Raw genomic sequence first — 15,269 nt, 5'->3', positions numbered from 1 at the left:
GGCTTCTTTACAGGACCGGTTCTTTGGTTCTGGTAGCATCTGCGAATGACTCAATATTGATATTTTTCCTTTCAAGAGATTCTATTAATGCCCGCTGGTCAAAATACATATCATGTGTGTTATATTTTCCAAGTGAACAACGTGCTGTCCTGTCTTGTCCGTGGAAATCTGACCCACCTGTTATCAAAAGATTATGCTGGTCGGAGATACCATACATAATATCTACCTGCTCCTTTGTGCTGTTTCCGTAAAATACTTCAAATCCATCGATACCATTTTGAATCAACGACTCAGCTACAAAAGGTAACATTGGCATACTATCATACAGATCAAGTGTTCTTAAGAGGTGGGCACAAATTGCTTTTCCACCTGCCTTATGAATTGTCCTGATAGTTTCACGGGCTGAGAACTTTTTAATTTCTACATAGAACGGTGAGGTTTCAGCAAGCCATTGGTTGTGGAAGTCGTAGTTGCTCATATCTCCCTTAATAACAGAAGTACAGATATCGTGCTTGGTTATTATTCCCCTGGCATCTTCAAGCATCGAATAATCGATTATCCAGTCATGGGATTCCAGCATGGAACATACTTTTTTGGAGTAATCAATTGCGTTGTTCCTGGCTTCATCTGTTTTTTTCAGCAGGTACGGGTCTTCTCTGTCAAAACCATATCCAAGGATATGCAGTTCTATTTGTGGGATGTCAAGTTTGCTTGTAAATTCTATTCCCGGTATGAATTTGAGCCCTCTGTTTGCACATTCCTTTTCGGCAATATCAAGGCCTTCCACCGTATCATGATCGGTGATACTTAGTGCTTTTAACCCTACATTTAAGGTATATTTCACAAGCTCCGCAGGTTCCAGATCCCCGTCTGAAAATGTTGTGTGTGTATGCAAGTCTGCTATTACTTCGATTTTGACACCTTCGTAAATGAATGATGAACTGTATTTATCTTAATAAAATATGTATTTTGCCTCTATAATCTATATTTTTTGTAGAAAGTATGTGTTCATGAGTAAAAAAATAATAAACATGTGGTTATCATCCACATGTCATATTAAGATACTATTTCTTCATCTGTCCTGATACCTGCAACGATCTCCACAGGAGAGACGAAGATCTTCCCGTCACCGAATTTGCCGGTACGTGCAGTTTTCCGGATGATGTCAATGATAGGACGGACATCCTCGTCGCCTACTATCATCTCGATTTCTATCTTTGGAATCATGTCTACTTTAATTTGTTTTCCTCTGTACTGGAGACAGATTCCTTTTTGTGCACCACGCCCTTTCACTTCATGCACTGTCATTGAGAAGTAGCCTTTCTCCTCCAGTGAGGATTTAACATTTTCAAACACCTCGGGCCTGATAACAGCTATTACTCTCTTCACACCATCACCTCATGCTGTTGTGGATTCCCCGTGCTGGGATATATCCAGTCCCACATATTCTTCCTCTTCGGTCACACGCAGTCCCATTACCTTGTCTACCAGCTTTGCCAGTATGAATGTCACTGTGAATGCATATATCATGGCAACGGATGCATCAAGTACCTGAATGAGGAACTGGTTAACGTTTCCGTAAATAAGTCCGTCTACCCCTCCGATAGCTGCACTTGCAAAGATTCCTGTTGCAATAGCCCCCCAGAATCCCCCCATCCCATGAACTGCCCACGCATCAAGACTTTCATCAAGTCCTCTGCGCACACGGAAAAGCAAAGTACCGTAACAAAGCAGCCCGGCGAAGCCGCCGATTAAGATCGCAGACATCGGGCCTACAAACCCGGATGCGGGAGTTATTGCTACAAGACCTGCAATCGCTCCACTGATCATTCCCAGTGAACTTGGCTTACCTCTTATCCATGATGCTATCATCCAGGTGATTGCCCCGGATGCAGCTGAAATATTTGTAACTACAAGAGCGTTAACAGCAAGTCCGTCTGCTGCCAGTGCACTTCCTGCATTGAACCCGAACCATCCGAACCAGAGCAGTGCTCCCCCAAGAAGAGTAGTAGTGATGTTTTCAGCTTCCATACTGTATTTCCCAAAACCTGCACGGTTACCTATTACCAGTGCAAGGGCAAGTGCACCGAATCCCGAGCTGATATGAACTACGGTTCCTCCGGCAAAGTCAAGAGCACCGAGTTCCCCGGCCCAGCCGCCGCCCCATGCCCAATGGGCCAGGGGATCATATACCAGCGTTGTCCAAAGTACCCCAAACACCATAAAGGAACTCAGCTTAATGCGTCCAGCGACTCCCGATGTGAGAATAGCAAGTGTGACTCCTGCGAATACAAGCTGGAATACCATGAAAAGCATATCCGGTATGCCTTCTCCATCAAGTCCTACGCCCCTGAGGCCTACGAAATCCAGTCCTCCTATGAATCCTGCGATATCGGACCCGAAGGAAAGTGAATATCCGAATAGTACCCACTGGATGCTCACAATGGCAAAGGCGACAAAAGACATTGCAATCATGGAAATAAGGTTCTTGTTGCGCACCATTCCACCGTAAAAGAGTCCGACTCCAGGTGTCATAAGCATGACCAGAGCAGTACAAATGATTATAAATGCGGTATCTCCAGTATCGAGCACCATTTCAGATCACCTTCTCATGGACCAAAACAGCTTTTTTTGAAATCCTGTTCATAGTTGTACCTTCCATATTATTCACCAAGTATTTATGTTAGTATTAGGATGTATGAAGCATTCTTCCTTTTTCCTATTTATTAATATTTAAAATTAATGGTTTTTTAATTGCTAAATTAATCCAAATTCAGGCTATTGAGAAAGGAATTGTCCTGTTAGGATCATCCAATCAAAGGAGAAAACTGAAATAACTACAGTACTGTCGTTTGTTCTGCATTTTCCTCTGCAATCAAATGACAATATTTTTAAACTTCCACAATCACATATCCATAATTTATAGATGTTGAATTCCCAATGGAGTGAAACTTATGGTTTCTGGCGATATTGATACAAAAAAGAAAAACGGTAAAAATAAAGGAATCAAGATTGTTGTCGCGGTTGTTGCGGTATTTATTTTTGCTATATTATCGGTTGCAGCAGCTTCCGGGATGGTATACATTCCCGGTTTGACTGAGTTGCTGGGTACTGACAAGGCAATTGATCTTGGTGTTGAGACTGACCCCGTGATATTTAGTGAACTTGTGGAAGAACAGGGTATTACCCTTAGTGATCCTGTGTCAGCTTATAAGCTTACAAGCAGTATCGAATACTCGGACACATCCCCGATGGAAGCAAGTCTTTCAAGTTCCCAGTTAAGCTCTTACCTGCAGGCTACAAATAATGACGGTCCCCTGAAGGATATACAGATAAAGCTGGGAGATGGCAATCAGGCGCAAATGTCTGCCTACATAGACCTAAGTGATATGGGATATGATTTCAAGGGTCCGGTTTATGCTGAAGGTAGTTTTGAGAAGGCAAGTGGCAACTCAATTAAGCTGGACATCTCCAGTGCTAAAGTAGGACTCCTCCCTCTTCCCGAAGGAAGTACCACACAGGGAGAACAGGAGCTTGAGAACCTGATTAATTCCCACCTTGCAAGTATGCCGGGGTTAAATATCGAAAACCTGGAAGTTGAGGAAGGAAACCTGAATTTCATGGGTGATTTCCCCAGGACTATGGATGTAGTCAATAACTGAGACTTCAGGTATTGATTCTTTCTTTTTATCCTCGTCTTTTTTTCTTTTTGACTTTCAAAGCCTATTTATCAGATACGGATAATACCAACATCCATTACGCTTGATGATATTATTATCATAGTACCAATAATGGAGATCTGATACATGGCAATCCATCCAATTGAATATCGTTATGGAACAGAGGAGATGAAATTTGTCTGGAGTGAGGCCAACAGGCTTGAGAAGGTAATGACAGTCGAAGCTGCACTTGCAAAGGCAGAGGCTGATATCGGCCTGATTCCAAAGGAAGCGGCAGACATCATTGAAGCAAGCATCGGCAAAGTCGAACTTGAAAGGGTTAATGAGATCGAGAATGAGATCCACCACGATATGATGGCTGTTGTGATTGCAGTCTCCGAGAAATGTGAAGAAGATGCCGGAAAATGGGTGCATTTCGGTGCAACTTCTAACGACATGCTGGATACAGCAACCGGTTTGCAGCTCAAGGAAGCAGTGCAGATTCTTGAAGATAAGATGCAGAGCTTGCTTGATATATTATTATTGCAGGCCGATGAACACAAACATCTGGTATGCGCCGGAAGGACGCACGGCCAGATCGGTGTCCCAACAACCTATGGCTTACGCTTTGGCATATGGGCTTCCGAGATAGCACGCCATATCGAACGTCTGGAGCAGCTTAAGCCCCGTCTGCTTGTCGGACAGATGACCGGAGCTGTGGGAACACAGGCGGCATTCGGAAAAGATGGGATTGAGGTTCAAAAGCGTGTAATGGAGTATCTGGAGATCGGTTCGGTGGATGTGTCCAATCAGATCATACAGAGGGACCGCCATGCAGAATTTGTAATGTGGATGGCCAATACCGTGACAACAATCGATAAGATTGCTGTTGAAATACGCTCCCTGCAGAGAAGCGAGATCGCAGAGGTCGAGGAAAGCTTCAGGAAAAAGCAGGTAGGATCATCAACCATGCCACACAAGAGAAACCCAATCAAGTCAGAGCAGATATGCGGGCTTGCAAGGATCGTGCGTTCAATGGTAGAGCCGGAGCTGCTTAACAATACTCTCTGGGACGAGCGTGACCTGACCAACTCTTCATGTGAAAGGATAGTCTTCCCCGAGTCATGTGTGCTGACCGATCATATCATCAAACTGGCTATCGGTGTTATTGAGAATCTCAGGTTCTATCCCGAAAACATCCGCCGTAACCTGGACCTTCTAAAGGGCCTGAATATGGGTGAAGCAGTGATGATCGAACTTGCAAAACGTGGTGTAGGTCGCCAGGAAGCCCACGAACTTGTTCGTTCCAGTGCCATGGAAGCCCATGAGAGTGGTATGCATTTCAAGGAAGTCCTTATGGCAAATCCGGATGTTGCAAACTACCTGAGCGAAGATGACATCATAAATCTCGTGGACCCTGACAAGTACATCGGAACTGCTGTGGAGCAGGTCGAGATGCTTGTTGAGAAACTGAAGAAGAAATGATATTCGAGGGTTATTAACCCTTTATTTCGGTAAGTGACCTATTTATTATGCTCTCTCAAATGCTCTTCATTACAGAGAGTAGTGAAAAACTAAGACGGAGATCATTTTTCTTATAGATCTCTGCCAAGTTTTCCGCTTGCTTTTAGAAACAGTGTTGACTTATCGTTGTTCGTCAGTCTATTTTATCGTATTTTGATACGGGTGCCCCGCAGATAGGACAGTTGCCTTCAGGTTCGCCTTCATGGGTGTGCCCACAAACACTGCATACATAGTAGTCAACTTCTGAATTTTCACCAATCTCTTCCAGTGCCTTTTCATATAGCCTGGCATGTATCTTCTCTACTTTGTTCGCAACCTCAAAGCTCCAGAGAGCCCGGTTGTCTCCTTCTTTTTTGGCTTCTTCTATGAATTCGGGGTACATTGTCTCAAATTCATATGTCTCGCCCTCAATGGCATCTTTCAGGTTGTCCATAGTGGTCCCGATTCCACCCATACGTTGCAGATGGTTGTGTGCATGGACTGTTTCAGCTGCAGCAGCGGCCCTGAAAAGTTTTGCTATCTGATGGTATCCTTCATCATCTGCTTTTTTTGCAAATGCCAGGTATGTTCGGTTTGCCATTGATTCGCCGGTAAATGCGGCCTTAAGGTTATCTTTTGAACTCATTCTTACCAATCCATAATTTAACAACTTCAGCAGACATTCAGGGCTCTGAGTAATTGCTGAAGATCAGCTTTTTCGCTTTCGACAAAAACGCCCCTTGTGCCTGAGATTACGATTATCCAATCACCGCCACTATACATCCAGTTATGCTGGGGTGCCCAGTTCATCTGGTAGAGTTTTGTGTAGGCAGTGGCCAGAGCATCGAACATCATGTTAACGGTCCCACAGAATTTGGATGTCATCTCTGCCATCTCTTCAGGCATGGCTATTTCGGATTTATAGTCCACAAGTTTTCCTTCCGGACTGAAAATACCTGCAGCTGCAACGCCATCAATTTTAAGAAGCTCATCCAAGGATAAATTACATTCTTTTCCGTTCATATTCTAACCCTCATTCTATCCAGAGGCTTCCCATCACCTCTATTCTGATAGAGGCACATCGCTGTATATAAGTTTATAACAATATGGATTTTTTCAGATTTATTCAAAAGATGTAACTACGGTTCATAGTTTCGTAAAAATAAAAAAGAAAGAAACAGAGAAATTTCAAAATGCTTATTTAGCAAGCATTTTCTTCAAAAATTTCCCGGTATAGGATACCTTACTCTTTGCAACCTTTTCCGGAGTTCCCTGTGCTATAACCTTTCCACCCCTGTCACCACCTTCCGGTCCCAGGTCGATGAGCCAGTCGGCGGTCTTGATGACATCGAGGTTGTGCTCAATGACTATCACTGTGTTTCCTCCTTCTACCAGCCTCTGGAGTACTTCCAGGAGCTTTTTCACATCATCGAAGTGCAGGCCGGTGGTGGGTTCGTCCAGGATGTAGACTGTTTTGCCTGTAGAGCGCTTGCTCAGTTCGGTTGCCAGTTTTACTCTCTGTGCTTCGCCGCCGGAAAGGGTTGTGGATGACTGGCCCAGTTTGATATATCCCAGACCCACATCGTACAGAGTCTGCAGTTTCCGGTTGATGGATGGTATGTTTTCGAAGAACTCAAGTGCTTCCTCTACAGTCATGTCAAGGACTTCAGCGATGTTCTTATCCTTGTAGGTGACCTCCAGGGTCTCTCTGTTATAACGCTTACCGTGGCAAACCTCGCAGGGAACGTAAACATCCGGCAGGAAATGCATCTCTATTGTGATTATACCGTCACCGGTACATGCCTCACACCTGCCACCGCGGACATTGAAACTGAAACGGCCGGGCTTGTACCCGCGGGTACGTGCGGTCTTTGTCTGTGCAAAGAGATCCCTGATGGGTGTGAAAAGGTTGGTATAGGTCGCAGGGTTTGATCTCGGTGTTCTTCCTATGGGTGACTGATCGATTGTTATGACCTTGTCCACATGTTCCAGTCCGCCGATGTCCTTGAACTTACCGGGAATTTCCCTTGCCCGATTGAGTTTCTTGGCCAGAACCTTGTTCAATGTCTCATTGATAAGCGTACTTTTGCCGGAACCCGACACCCCTGTAACACATACAAGTATCCCCAGCGGGAATTCCACATCTATGTCCTTCAGGTTGTTTTCACTGGCTCCGTAGAGTACGAGTTTGTTCTCAGGCTTTCGTCTCTTCTTTGGTATTTCTATAGCCAGTTTTCCACTCAGGTATTGGCCTGTAAGGGAATTATTATGTGCCATAATCTCTTCGGGGCTGCCTTCGGCAACGATTCCCCCTCCGTGGATGCCTGCTCCGGGCCCCATATCCACTACGTGATCCGAGCTGCAGATTGTCTCTTCGTCGTGTTCGACAACGAGCACGGTATTTCCGATATCTCTCAGGTGTTTAAGAGTATTAATGAGCCTAAGGTTATCTCTCTGGTGCAGGCCGATGCTTGGCTCGTCAAGGATATAGAGCACCCCCATGAGACTTGAACCGATCTGGGTTGCAAGCCTGATGCGCTGTGCTTCTCCTCCGGAAAGTGTTGCTGCAGACCTGCCCAGGTTAAGGTAGTCGAGGCCGACGTCTACAAGGAAGCCTAGTCTGGCCTTGATTTCTTTTAGTATGAGGCGTGCGATAGTGTATTCACGCTCATTGAGCTTTTCTTCAAGATGCTGGAAGAAATGCAGGCTTTCCTCAACGGACATGCCTGTGATGTCAATGATGTTATTTCCATCTATTTTTACAGCAAGGCTGGCTGGTTTGAGCCTGTCACCTCCGCATACGGGACATGGTTTTGTGCTGATGTACCGCTGCATTCTATCCTTGCTGCTCTCTGATTCGGTTTTCTCGAAAATTTTGGAAAGATTTGCAATAACTCCCTTGAACTTGCCTGTATGTCTCCACATACCGCCGTTCCTGCCGGTGTGTACGAAAGGTATGGGCTTATCACTGCCGTAGAATATTATCTTTTGTACTTTCGGGTCAAGTTCACTAAAGGGTACATCCATGGAGAATCCCAGATGGTTTGCAAGTGATTCCACTGATTGCATGTAATAGCCGTCTTTGGTCTTGCTCCAGGGTTCGATTGCTCCTTCACGCAGAGTAAGAGTCCTGTCAGGAACTATCAGGTCGGGGTCGAACTCCATAGAGGTGCCCAGTCCGTGACACTCGGGACATGCACCCTGGGGACTGTTGAATGAGAATGCCGCAGGCTCCATCTCCTCAAAACCGATGCCACATTCCGTACAAGCAAGTTTTTCACTGAATGTCAGCTCTTCACCATCCAATACCTGGACAGTAAGGGTGCCTCCACTCTTCTCAAGCGCTGCTTCAACGGAGTCTGCAAGTCGCTCCTCTACTCCTTCCTTGATGACCAACCTGTCGACGATTATCTCTATATTATGCTTGACATAACGTTCCAGTTCAATATCCTGTGCATCTTCCAGTGAGTATACTTCGCCATCGATACGTGCGCGTGTAAAACCTTCGGCAAGCAGTTCTGCAAGCAGTTTTTTGTACTCTCCCTTCCTCTCCCTGACTACAGGTGCAAGCACATGTATTTTTGTGCCTTCAGAAAGCTTCATTATGCTGTCGAGTATCTGGTCAACACTCTGGGTCTCGATTATCCTTCCGCACTCCGGGCAGTGCCTTATGCCTATTCTTGCATATAGCAGCCTGAGGTAGTCATAGATCTCTGTGACTGTACCAACTGTGGATCTTGGATTCTTGCTAGTGGTTTTCTGCTCTATGGATATAGCAGGTGAAAGACCTTCGATGTACTCTACATCAGGTTTTTCCATAAGTCCCAGAAACTGCCGGGCATATGCGGAGAGAGATTCCACGTATCTCCTTTGTCCTTCGGCATAGATGGTATCAAAAGCAAGAGATGACTTCCCGGAACCGCTGAGTCCTGTGATAACTATGAGTTTATCACGTGGAAGAGTCAGATCCAGATTTTTCAGGTTATGTTCCTTTGCGCCTTTTATTATGATATTGCTCAAAGACATGGCTGTGTTCTCATAAGGTGATTAACAGGTAAAGTTTACGGTGCTGTTCTTTTGTTCGTCTGGTGAACGTTTTTCAGGTCGTGACCGGGTCACAAAAAAGTATCTTTTCTACGATCTCATCCTATTATAAGCTGGTGATATGAGTAGATATTTGCATCCAGGCTGTTTCCATGATAAAACATTATATCTGGTAAGTTCCTTTAACTAAGAGATAGCAATTACATAAAAATAAGGGGTTTCTCATGGTAAAATGGAAAAGGGATCTGGGACTCGAAGGAAGAATGTTGTTGACTATGTTCCTGCTTGCGGTAGTCTATCTGTTCTTTTTGGTATTTCTTACTTTTATGAATGCTCCGCCGTTATTCATGCTATTGTTCATAGGCGTGGCCCTGGGAGCACAGTATTACTACTCTGACCGGATTGTCCTCTGGACCATGAATGCAAAGGTTGTATCCGAAAATGAGGCTCCGAACCTTCACCAGACCATTACCCGGCTGTGTGCTATAGCCGATCTTCCAAAACCCAGGATTGCAGTGGTGAATACCCAGGTGCCAAATGCATTTGCCACCGGCAAGGGACCAAACAGTGCAGTTGTGGCGGTTACAACTGGCTTGATGGACAGACTCAACCAGGGGGAACTGGAAGCGGTGCTTGCCCACGAGCTCAGCCACGTAAAGAACAGGGATATGGCCATACTGACTATAGCAAGTTTCATCTCGACCCTTGCGTTCTATTTTGTGAGGTATTATCTTTACTTTGGTGCCTTCGGAGGCAACAGACGAGACTCGGGTGGTATCATGCTTGTATGGATAGTTTCTATTGCTGTCTGGGTTGCAAGTTTCTTGCTCATACGCGCTCTTTCCAGGTACAGGGAGTTCGCGGCAGACAGGGGTTCTGCGATTATAACAGGCCAACCCTCAAACCTTACATCCGCACTGCTGAAGATTAGTGACGTGATGCCGCGCATACCTTCAGATGACCTGAGAAAGGTGGAAGGTATGAATGCTTTCTTTATCATACCGGCAGCAGTCTCAGGTTCTTTCATGAACCTTTTCTCCACTCATCCTTCCACCGAAAAAAGGATTGCTGCACTTGAGAAGATCCAGAAGGAGCTTGAGCTCTGATGGGACTGAAAAGTATGTTCGATTCCCTGCTTGGAAGGGGAAGCCTTCCCAAAGCAAAGACTGATAAGCTTTTTGCCATATCCACAGCGGTGGTTACTATGGAGATCGATCTGCGTCTGGAGCCTTCCAGCTCGGCAGGTATCTGTTTTAAGCCCATGGAAATGTCAAAGTATGAAACAGCAAGGGAAGAAATAGAGGGTCTTTTGAAGTATAGTACCCAGGAAACGGGGACTTCGTTCAGACTTGAGAAGGATGAGTACAACTTTCTGTGGGTAATTTTAAAGGACCCGGATTTTGAAGATCTTGTCACAAATATTCATATGATCTCCCAGACACTCATTGAGCAGGATTTCGGTGAGCAATTGCTTTGCGCCGTATATCGCTTCGAGGGCAAGGGACCGGTTTACTGGATATACAATTTTAAGCAGGATGGCTATTATCCTTTCGCACCCCAAAAGAACCATCAAAGGGATAACTCGCTGGAAATGAGATTGAAGTCCCTGATGGAAAGGGAATTGCCTATTGAAAAAAATATAGAAAAATGGTATCCCCTTTGGGGAATGCCATTCTGATCTTTTGTAGCTTAATCTTCGAAGATTCCTTCGCCTGTAAAGATTTCTCTTGCTTCATTCAGGGTGAGGTCTTCCGGTGGAAGGATAATATCGGACTCCCTGATCTCATCATCATCCAGTTTCCTGCCGTTTGACCTGACCATGCCGATGAGCTTTGAAAGTTCGGTCCTGTATTCATCTTTTTTTTCCTCGGCAACCAGATCCACGATCCTGTTGTCGATGACATTGAGTTCGTCCAGCAGGCTGCTTGGAACCTCATACTGCCCGTCTTCGGATACCCTGATTATCATTTGCCTGCCTCCTCCTTGAGTCTGGCAAGTTCCGCATCAACGCCGGACTCAGCATGCATTTTTGCAAGTTCCCGGTCAATGTCATCGCCGCCGCTGGCCGTGACATCATCCAGTGTTCCTGTTTCCAGAAGTTCGTCGAGTGCAGATGCACGGGCCTTCATTTCTTCTGTCTTGTTCTCAGCCCTGTCTATTGCCAGGCCGACATCAGCCATTTCCTCACCGATACCGGAAACTGACTCATTGATTTTTACCTGGGCTTCTGCTGCTGAATACTGTGCCTTTATGGTTTCCTTGCGGGTCCTGAATACTTCTACCTTTGTGGACAGGCGCTTTTCGGCTGCAACCAGCTTTTCCTGCTCCTTTTCAAGGTCGGATATTTGCGTGTCAAGGCCTTCAACCTGAATCACCAGGGCACTTTTTCTTTCAAGTGCCATCCTTGCCAGGTCTTCCCTGTCGGCTTTAATGGCATCTTTTGCCTGCCTGTCCAGTTTGTCGATGTTTTGCTGGAGTTTTGAGCGCTGCAATTGCAATCTCTTTTTTGAAGTCGTGACATCAGCGACTCCTCTTTTGACATTTTGCAGCATTTCCAGTTGTTTCTCATAAGAGTAATCCAGTGTCTCTCTAGGGTCTTCCATCCGGTTGACCAGTTTGTTCATCTTTGCTTTTACCACTGTTCCCATTCTGTCGAGTAAGCCCATTTTCTTCCTCCGCATAGTTTTGATATTTGAAAGACTATCAGATTTGCTATTCCTATTGTTGTCTGTGTTGATATTTCTAATTTTAGTTTCATTAAGATATGCACCAAGTTTTGGCAAAATCGCCTGTTTTTCTAGGGATTTGTAGATTTAAGGTTGCAATTATTGAAAGATAATGATGGTTGTTTGTACATGGAATTTATTGATTACTCCTTGTATGTTATTTGTATCAATGAGTAAAAAAGATTATGTAGTATGTCTTCTTCATTCACTTGAATGAAAATTCATACTGTTGCAATAATTCTAACTATCTCAATTATCGTAATAACCGTGATGTCAGGTTGTATCGAAGACACTTCCGTAGATTCTCCAATAGATGGACTGAGTAGTGAAAATTCAAGTATTGCTTCTAGTGCAATAGATTATCTTGTAGAAAATGGTGATGAGTATACAATTCAAGCGCTAATTCAGGTCATAGAAAATAAAAATGAAACAATTGGAAAACGAGAGAATGCAATTGTTGTTCTTGGCAGAATAGGTGACAATAAGACGGCAGATTTGCTGCTTAATATTTCCATGAATGAAGAGGAAGAAAAAACTCTCAGAAGGGCTTCGATACTGGCTCTTGGAGATATTGGTAATAAGACTGCAATTGAATCTCTCAGGAAACTGGGTTATGGTGATGACGGACTTATTCTATATCATGCTGCGTATGTTCTCGATAAGTTGGAAGAAAATCCTGAAGTGTTCGGAACTTATGGAGAACTCCCATATCCTTTGAGTGAGGAACATAGGCTTTACAGGAACAATGTCCGTGAGATCAGTATAGCACACAGAAGTGAGAAAGATAATTACTCTTTTCCGAATATAGAAAATGCAACCAGTATTTTAGTTGGTTACAGTACCAAAAGTGGTTATATAGAGATCTCAAGCAATGTCAAGCCTGAGGCTTCAGCAATGGATGAGATTTACCAGGTATATGACAGTGAAGCAAAGAAAAGGGGAATCAGTAAAGTACCTGTTCGGTTTGTTTATGGCAACGTATCTTTCTGTCAGGGTTATTTCTGTTCATTGGAAAATGCCACAAATGATTTTGATTTGAGCTCTTAGATCCTGCTTTAATCTTTCTAAAACAGCAGGTCATTTTTTTGTATCAATATTTCTAAACTACATTTTCCTGACGCTTACCTATATTAATCTATAGTTTGATACTTTGTTTAATAAAAAAATGAGGTATGGATATGAAGACATTAGTAACGTACATGACACAGACCGGTAACACAAAGAAAATCGCAGAATCCATTTATGGTGAACTTGAAGGAGAAAAAGAGATCAAACCCCTGTCTGAGGTATCGGACCTTGAAGGATATGACCTTGCATTCATAGGTTTTCCGGTGTTACAGTTCGATGTTCCTCCAAACGTAAAGAAGTTCATGTCTGAGAAGACATCAGGAAAAAATATCGCCATATTCATGACCCATGCTGTTCCTGAAGGATTCGAAGCTATTCATTCATGGACCGGTTCCGCTTCTCAGGCAGCTACCGGAGCTAACGTGCTTGGATCGTTTGACTGCCAGGGGGAACTTGCCCAGCATGTGATTGATATGCTCTTAAAGGCAGATGATCCGCAGATGAAGGCATTCGGAGAGATGGGTCCTTCCACAAAGGGACAGCCTGACGATTCACGCGTGCAGAAAGCAAAGAAATTTGCCAGGGAAGTGCAGTCTAAGGTCTGAATTTATTATCTGATCAGGTCTGGAAGAGAAGGGGATCATAATGGCAGAAAAGAAAAAGGCTCCGGTTTTCTGCGAGAACTACTGCCTTATCTGTAAGGGAGCACGTGCCGGGAACAGCCTGTGCAAGGCATTGCAGAATCTTGAACTTAAGATTGTCGGAAAGAATGGCTGTATCTGGGGCAAGGCAAGAACTGAATACTACGGTGTCACTCCTGACAAGCCAATTCCGAAATGATGTATATATAAAAGGCAAATTTGTCTTTTACCTCTTTATTTTTCTGTATGTTTTAGATATTTTTCTTTTTCTCGAATTCTGTTATCGAATTGGTAATTAGGGGGTTACGAGATTGTGACTGATGTTTATAGGTTTTTTACTTCCTGTTTTGCCAAATAGAGGAAGGTATAAGAGATGCCATTCCTAATGTTCTGTACCATAGTTCGATGTTATTTAATTGTTCAATTCCCAAATCAACAAAAAAGTATAACAAAAACAATTATGGCAACTATTTCAACTAAATATTTCTCTATTAAATCCAATAATTGCATCAAAGAATCCATGACTTCCTCATATTTATAACGGAATGTATCTATTGACATTATATAAAACATGCGTATGATATATTTGCAATTTGATTAAATTACCGACTTCTCCCAAAACTGCCATATTTTCACCATATATGTAATCATATTTTAGTTCAAATATATACCTAAACCGCCAAATAAAGGAGGGTGACTACAAAATAACATTTGTAAATTAATCCCACCACTCAAAATAAAAGAAATGAATGACCGAATCTAGTAATGGAGAATTTTTTGATATATTCATAGATTCGAACTTATCAACATCATTATAAATGGTTAATCGTTATAATTGGTCAAAATGTTTAATTATGAAGTTGAGATAAGTGATTAATTATGAATGATGATGAACTTGAAGAAATGATAATGAAAAGTCCTTCAGCACGAGAATCCGTTAAAATGGAACATGAATTGCTTCGGAATACAGCTTCACATCCATTGAGAAGAAAAGTTGTTAGATCAATCGGTATATTTGGAAAGAGATTTGGTGAAATTAAGGAAGATATCAGTATCGATGACAATTCCCTTAAGTATCATATCGATTTTCTCAGGAATGGTGAGTTTCTGTTACTTGAAGATGATACAACCTACAAGCTTACTGATAAAGGTATGGATCTTCTTTCGGACATGAGCTCATCCTATATCGCCAAATAAAGGAAGTTATTTAAAATACATATTCTGGCGCGTGAATTAAGCTGCTAGAAATGCAGGTAAAATTGCTAAAGCTGCTCCTACAAGTAAAGCCAATATTCCCATGATGTTAAAACCATTTTTTTGGATGGCTATTCCAAGACCAATGATGAATATTCCTACAAATGTAATGATAATGCTGGTTAATAAGGACATTACAACACTCCCTTTTATTCATAATTAACCCGATTGTTTATATTGTTATTGTCATCTTAATTTACCATATAGATGAAATCGCTATGAAGCGATTGCTTCCATAAAAGGTTCTATGGAATATTTCTCGAAAATGGAACCAGAATTTCCGGGAAATACTGGTTCCTGGAATTCCGTAACTGCCAAATAAAGGAAAATGATTTGGTATTTGCTAGATAAAATTAAATATGAAAGTATCTATA

The 15,269-nt window shown here is 43.1% G+C and carries 17 protein-coding genes; 8 read left to right on the top strand and 9 right to left on the bottom strand.

Features of this window, described 5'->3' with window-relative positions:
• Window positions 1-7: 7 nt before the first annotated feature.
• The 3 genes from V7O62_RS05830 to V7O62_RS05820 all read right to left on the bottom strand — a co-directional run bounded on the left by V7O62_RS05830 (window position 8) and on the right by V7O62_RS05820 (window position 2,595).
• A complete protein-coding gene (locus V7O62_RS05830) occupies window positions 8-895 on the bottom strand; it encodes a PHP domain-containing protein (protein WP_406658068.1) in 888 nt (295 codons plus the stop codon).
• Window positions 896-1,056: 161 nt separating this feature from the next.
• Window positions 1,057-1,389, bottom strand: coding sequence for a P-II family nitrogen regulator (locus V7O62_RS05825; protein WP_406658067.1), 333 nt, complete (start codon window positions 1,387-1,389; stop codon window positions 1,057-1,059).
• Window positions 1,390-1,398: 9 nt separating this feature from the next.
• Window positions 1,399-2,595: an ammonium transporter gene (locus tag V7O62_RS05820; RefSeq protein WP_406658066.1), complete on the bottom strand. Its 1,197-nt coding sequence runs from the start codon at window positions 2,593-2,595 to the stop codon at window positions 1,399-1,401.
• A 359-nt stretch (window positions 2,596-2,954) separates the two neighbouring features.
• Here V7O62_RS05820 and V7O62_RS05815 point away from each other — a divergent pair, with 359 nt between their 5' ends.
• Both V7O62_RS05815 and purB read left to right on the top strand, forming a co-directional pair.
• Window positions 2,955-3,662, top strand: a complete 708-nt coding sequence (locus V7O62_RS05815; RefSeq protein ID WP_406658065.1) for a hypothetical protein — start codon at window positions 2,955-2,957, stop codon at window positions 3,660-3,662.
• 144 nt (window positions 3,663-3,806) lie between these two features.
• Complete coding sequence (gene purB / locus V7O62_RS05810) at window positions 3,807-5,144, top strand: adenylosuccinate lyase (protein ID WP_406658064.1); 1,338 nt, start codon at window positions 3,807-3,809, stop codon at window positions 5,142-5,144.
• 172 nt (window positions 5,145-5,316) lie between these two features.
• Here the strand turns inward: purB and V7O62_RS05805 are convergent, their stop codons facing one another.
• The 3 genes from V7O62_RS05805 to uvrA all read right to left on the bottom strand — a co-directional run bounded on the left by V7O62_RS05805 (window position 5,317) and on the right by uvrA (window position 9,188).
• On the bottom strand, window positions 5,317-5,808 hold the full coding sequence (locus tag V7O62_RS05805; protein WP_406658063.1) for a rubrerythrin family protein: 492 nt from the start codon (window positions 5,806-5,808) through the stop codon (window positions 5,317-5,319).
• A 26-nt stretch (window positions 5,809-5,834) separates the two neighbouring features.
• Window positions 5,835-6,185, bottom strand: a complete 351-nt coding sequence (locus V7O62_RS05800; RefSeq protein ID WP_406658062.1) for a DUF2173 family protein — start codon at window positions 6,183-6,185, stop codon at window positions 5,835-5,837.
• A 174-nt stretch (window positions 6,186-6,359) separates the two neighbouring features.
• On the bottom strand, window positions 6,360-9,188 hold the full coding sequence (gene uvrA / locus V7O62_RS05795) for an excinuclease ABC subunit UvrA (protein WP_406658061.1): 2,829 nt from the start codon (window positions 9,186-9,188) through the stop codon (window positions 6,360-6,362).
• Between the two features lie 242 nt (window positions 9,189-9,430).
• Between uvrA and htpX the strand changes: the two genes are divergently transcribed.
• Together htpX and pspAB are read left to right on the top strand one after the other, a co-directional pair.
• On the top strand, window positions 9,431-10,312 hold the full coding sequence (gene htpX / locus V7O62_RS05790) for a zinc metalloprotease HtpX (protein WP_406658060.1): 882 nt from the start codon (window positions 9,431-9,433) through the stop codon (window positions 10,310-10,312).
• On the top strand, window positions 10,312-10,884 hold the full coding sequence (gene pspAB / locus V7O62_RS05785) for a PspA-associated protein PspAB (RefSeq protein ID WP_406658059.1): 573 nt from the start codon (window positions 10,312-10,314) through the stop codon (window positions 10,882-10,884). The genes htpX and pspAB overlap by 1 nt, the downstream gene beginning before the upstream one ends.
• Window positions 10,885-10,895: 11 nt before the next feature.
• Here the strand turns inward: pspAB and pspAA are convergent, their stop codons facing one another.
• Together pspAA and V7O62_RS05775 are read right to left on the bottom strand one after the other, a co-directional pair.
• The gene (gene pspAA / locus V7O62_RS05780) at window positions 10,896-11,174 is read right to left on the bottom strand and encodes a PspA-associated protein PspAA (RefSeq protein WP_406658058.1); all 279 of its coding nucleotides are present in this window, start codon (window positions 11,172-11,174) and stop codon (window positions 10,896-10,898) included.
• Window positions 11,171-11,872: a PspA/IM30 family protein gene (locus V7O62_RS05775; protein ID WP_406658057.1), complete on the bottom strand. Its 702-nt coding sequence runs from the start codon at window positions 11,870-11,872 to the stop codon at window positions 11,171-11,173. The genes pspAA and V7O62_RS05775 overlap by 4 nt, the downstream gene beginning before the upstream one ends.
• Window positions 11,873-12,145: 273 nt before the next feature.
• Here V7O62_RS05775 and V7O62_RS05770 point away from each other — a divergent pair, with 273 nt between their 5' ends.
• From V7O62_RS05770 to V7O62_RS05755, 4 genes are all read left to right on the top strand, one after another.
• The gene (locus V7O62_RS05770) at window positions 12,146-12,979 is read left to right on the top strand and encodes a HEAT repeat domain-containing protein (RefSeq protein WP_406658056.1); all 834 of its coding nucleotides are present in this window, start codon (window positions 12,146-12,148) and stop codon (window positions 12,977-12,979) included.
• A 131-nt stretch (window positions 12,980-13,110) separates the two neighbouring features.
• Window positions 13,111-13,605 (top strand): flavodoxin family protein, encoded by a 495-nt coding sequence (locus tag V7O62_RS05765; protein WP_406658055.1) that lies wholly within the window; start codon window positions 13,111-13,113, stop codon window positions 13,603-13,605.
• Between the two features lie 40 nt (window positions 13,606-13,645).
• The gene (locus V7O62_RS05760) at window positions 13,646-13,840 is read left to right on the top strand and encodes a hypothetical protein (RefSeq protein ID WP_406658054.1); all 195 of its coding nucleotides are present in this window, start codon (window positions 13,646-13,648) and stop codon (window positions 13,838-13,840) included.
• Window positions 13,841-14,520: 680 nt separating this feature from the next.
• Window positions 14,521-14,838 carry a hypothetical protein gene (locus V7O62_RS05755; protein WP_406658053.1) on the top strand — a complete coding sequence of 106 codons (318 nt, stop codon included), beginning with the start codon at window positions 14,521-14,523 and terminating at the stop codon, window positions 14,836-14,838.
• 36 nt (window positions 14,839-14,874) lie between these two features.
• Here the strand turns inward: V7O62_RS05755 and V7O62_RS05750 are convergent, their stop codons facing one another.
• Window positions 14,875-15,030 carry a hypothetical protein gene (locus tag V7O62_RS05750; RefSeq protein WP_406658052.1) on the bottom strand — a complete coding sequence of 52 codons (156 nt, stop codon included), beginning with the start codon at window positions 15,028-15,030 and terminating at the stop codon, window positions 14,875-14,877.
• Between the last annotated feature and the right edge of the window lie 239 nt (window positions 15,031-15,269).

The sequence above is a fragment of the Methanolobus sp. ZRKC2 genome (genome assembly GCF_045291185.1).
In the GTDB taxonomy this organism is placed as follows: Archaea; Halobacteriota; Methanosarcinia; order Methanosarcinales; family Methanosarcinaceae; genus Methanolobus.
Note: the sequence above shows the minus strand (reverse complement) of the source record. Positions and strands in the feature narration are given on the sequence as shown.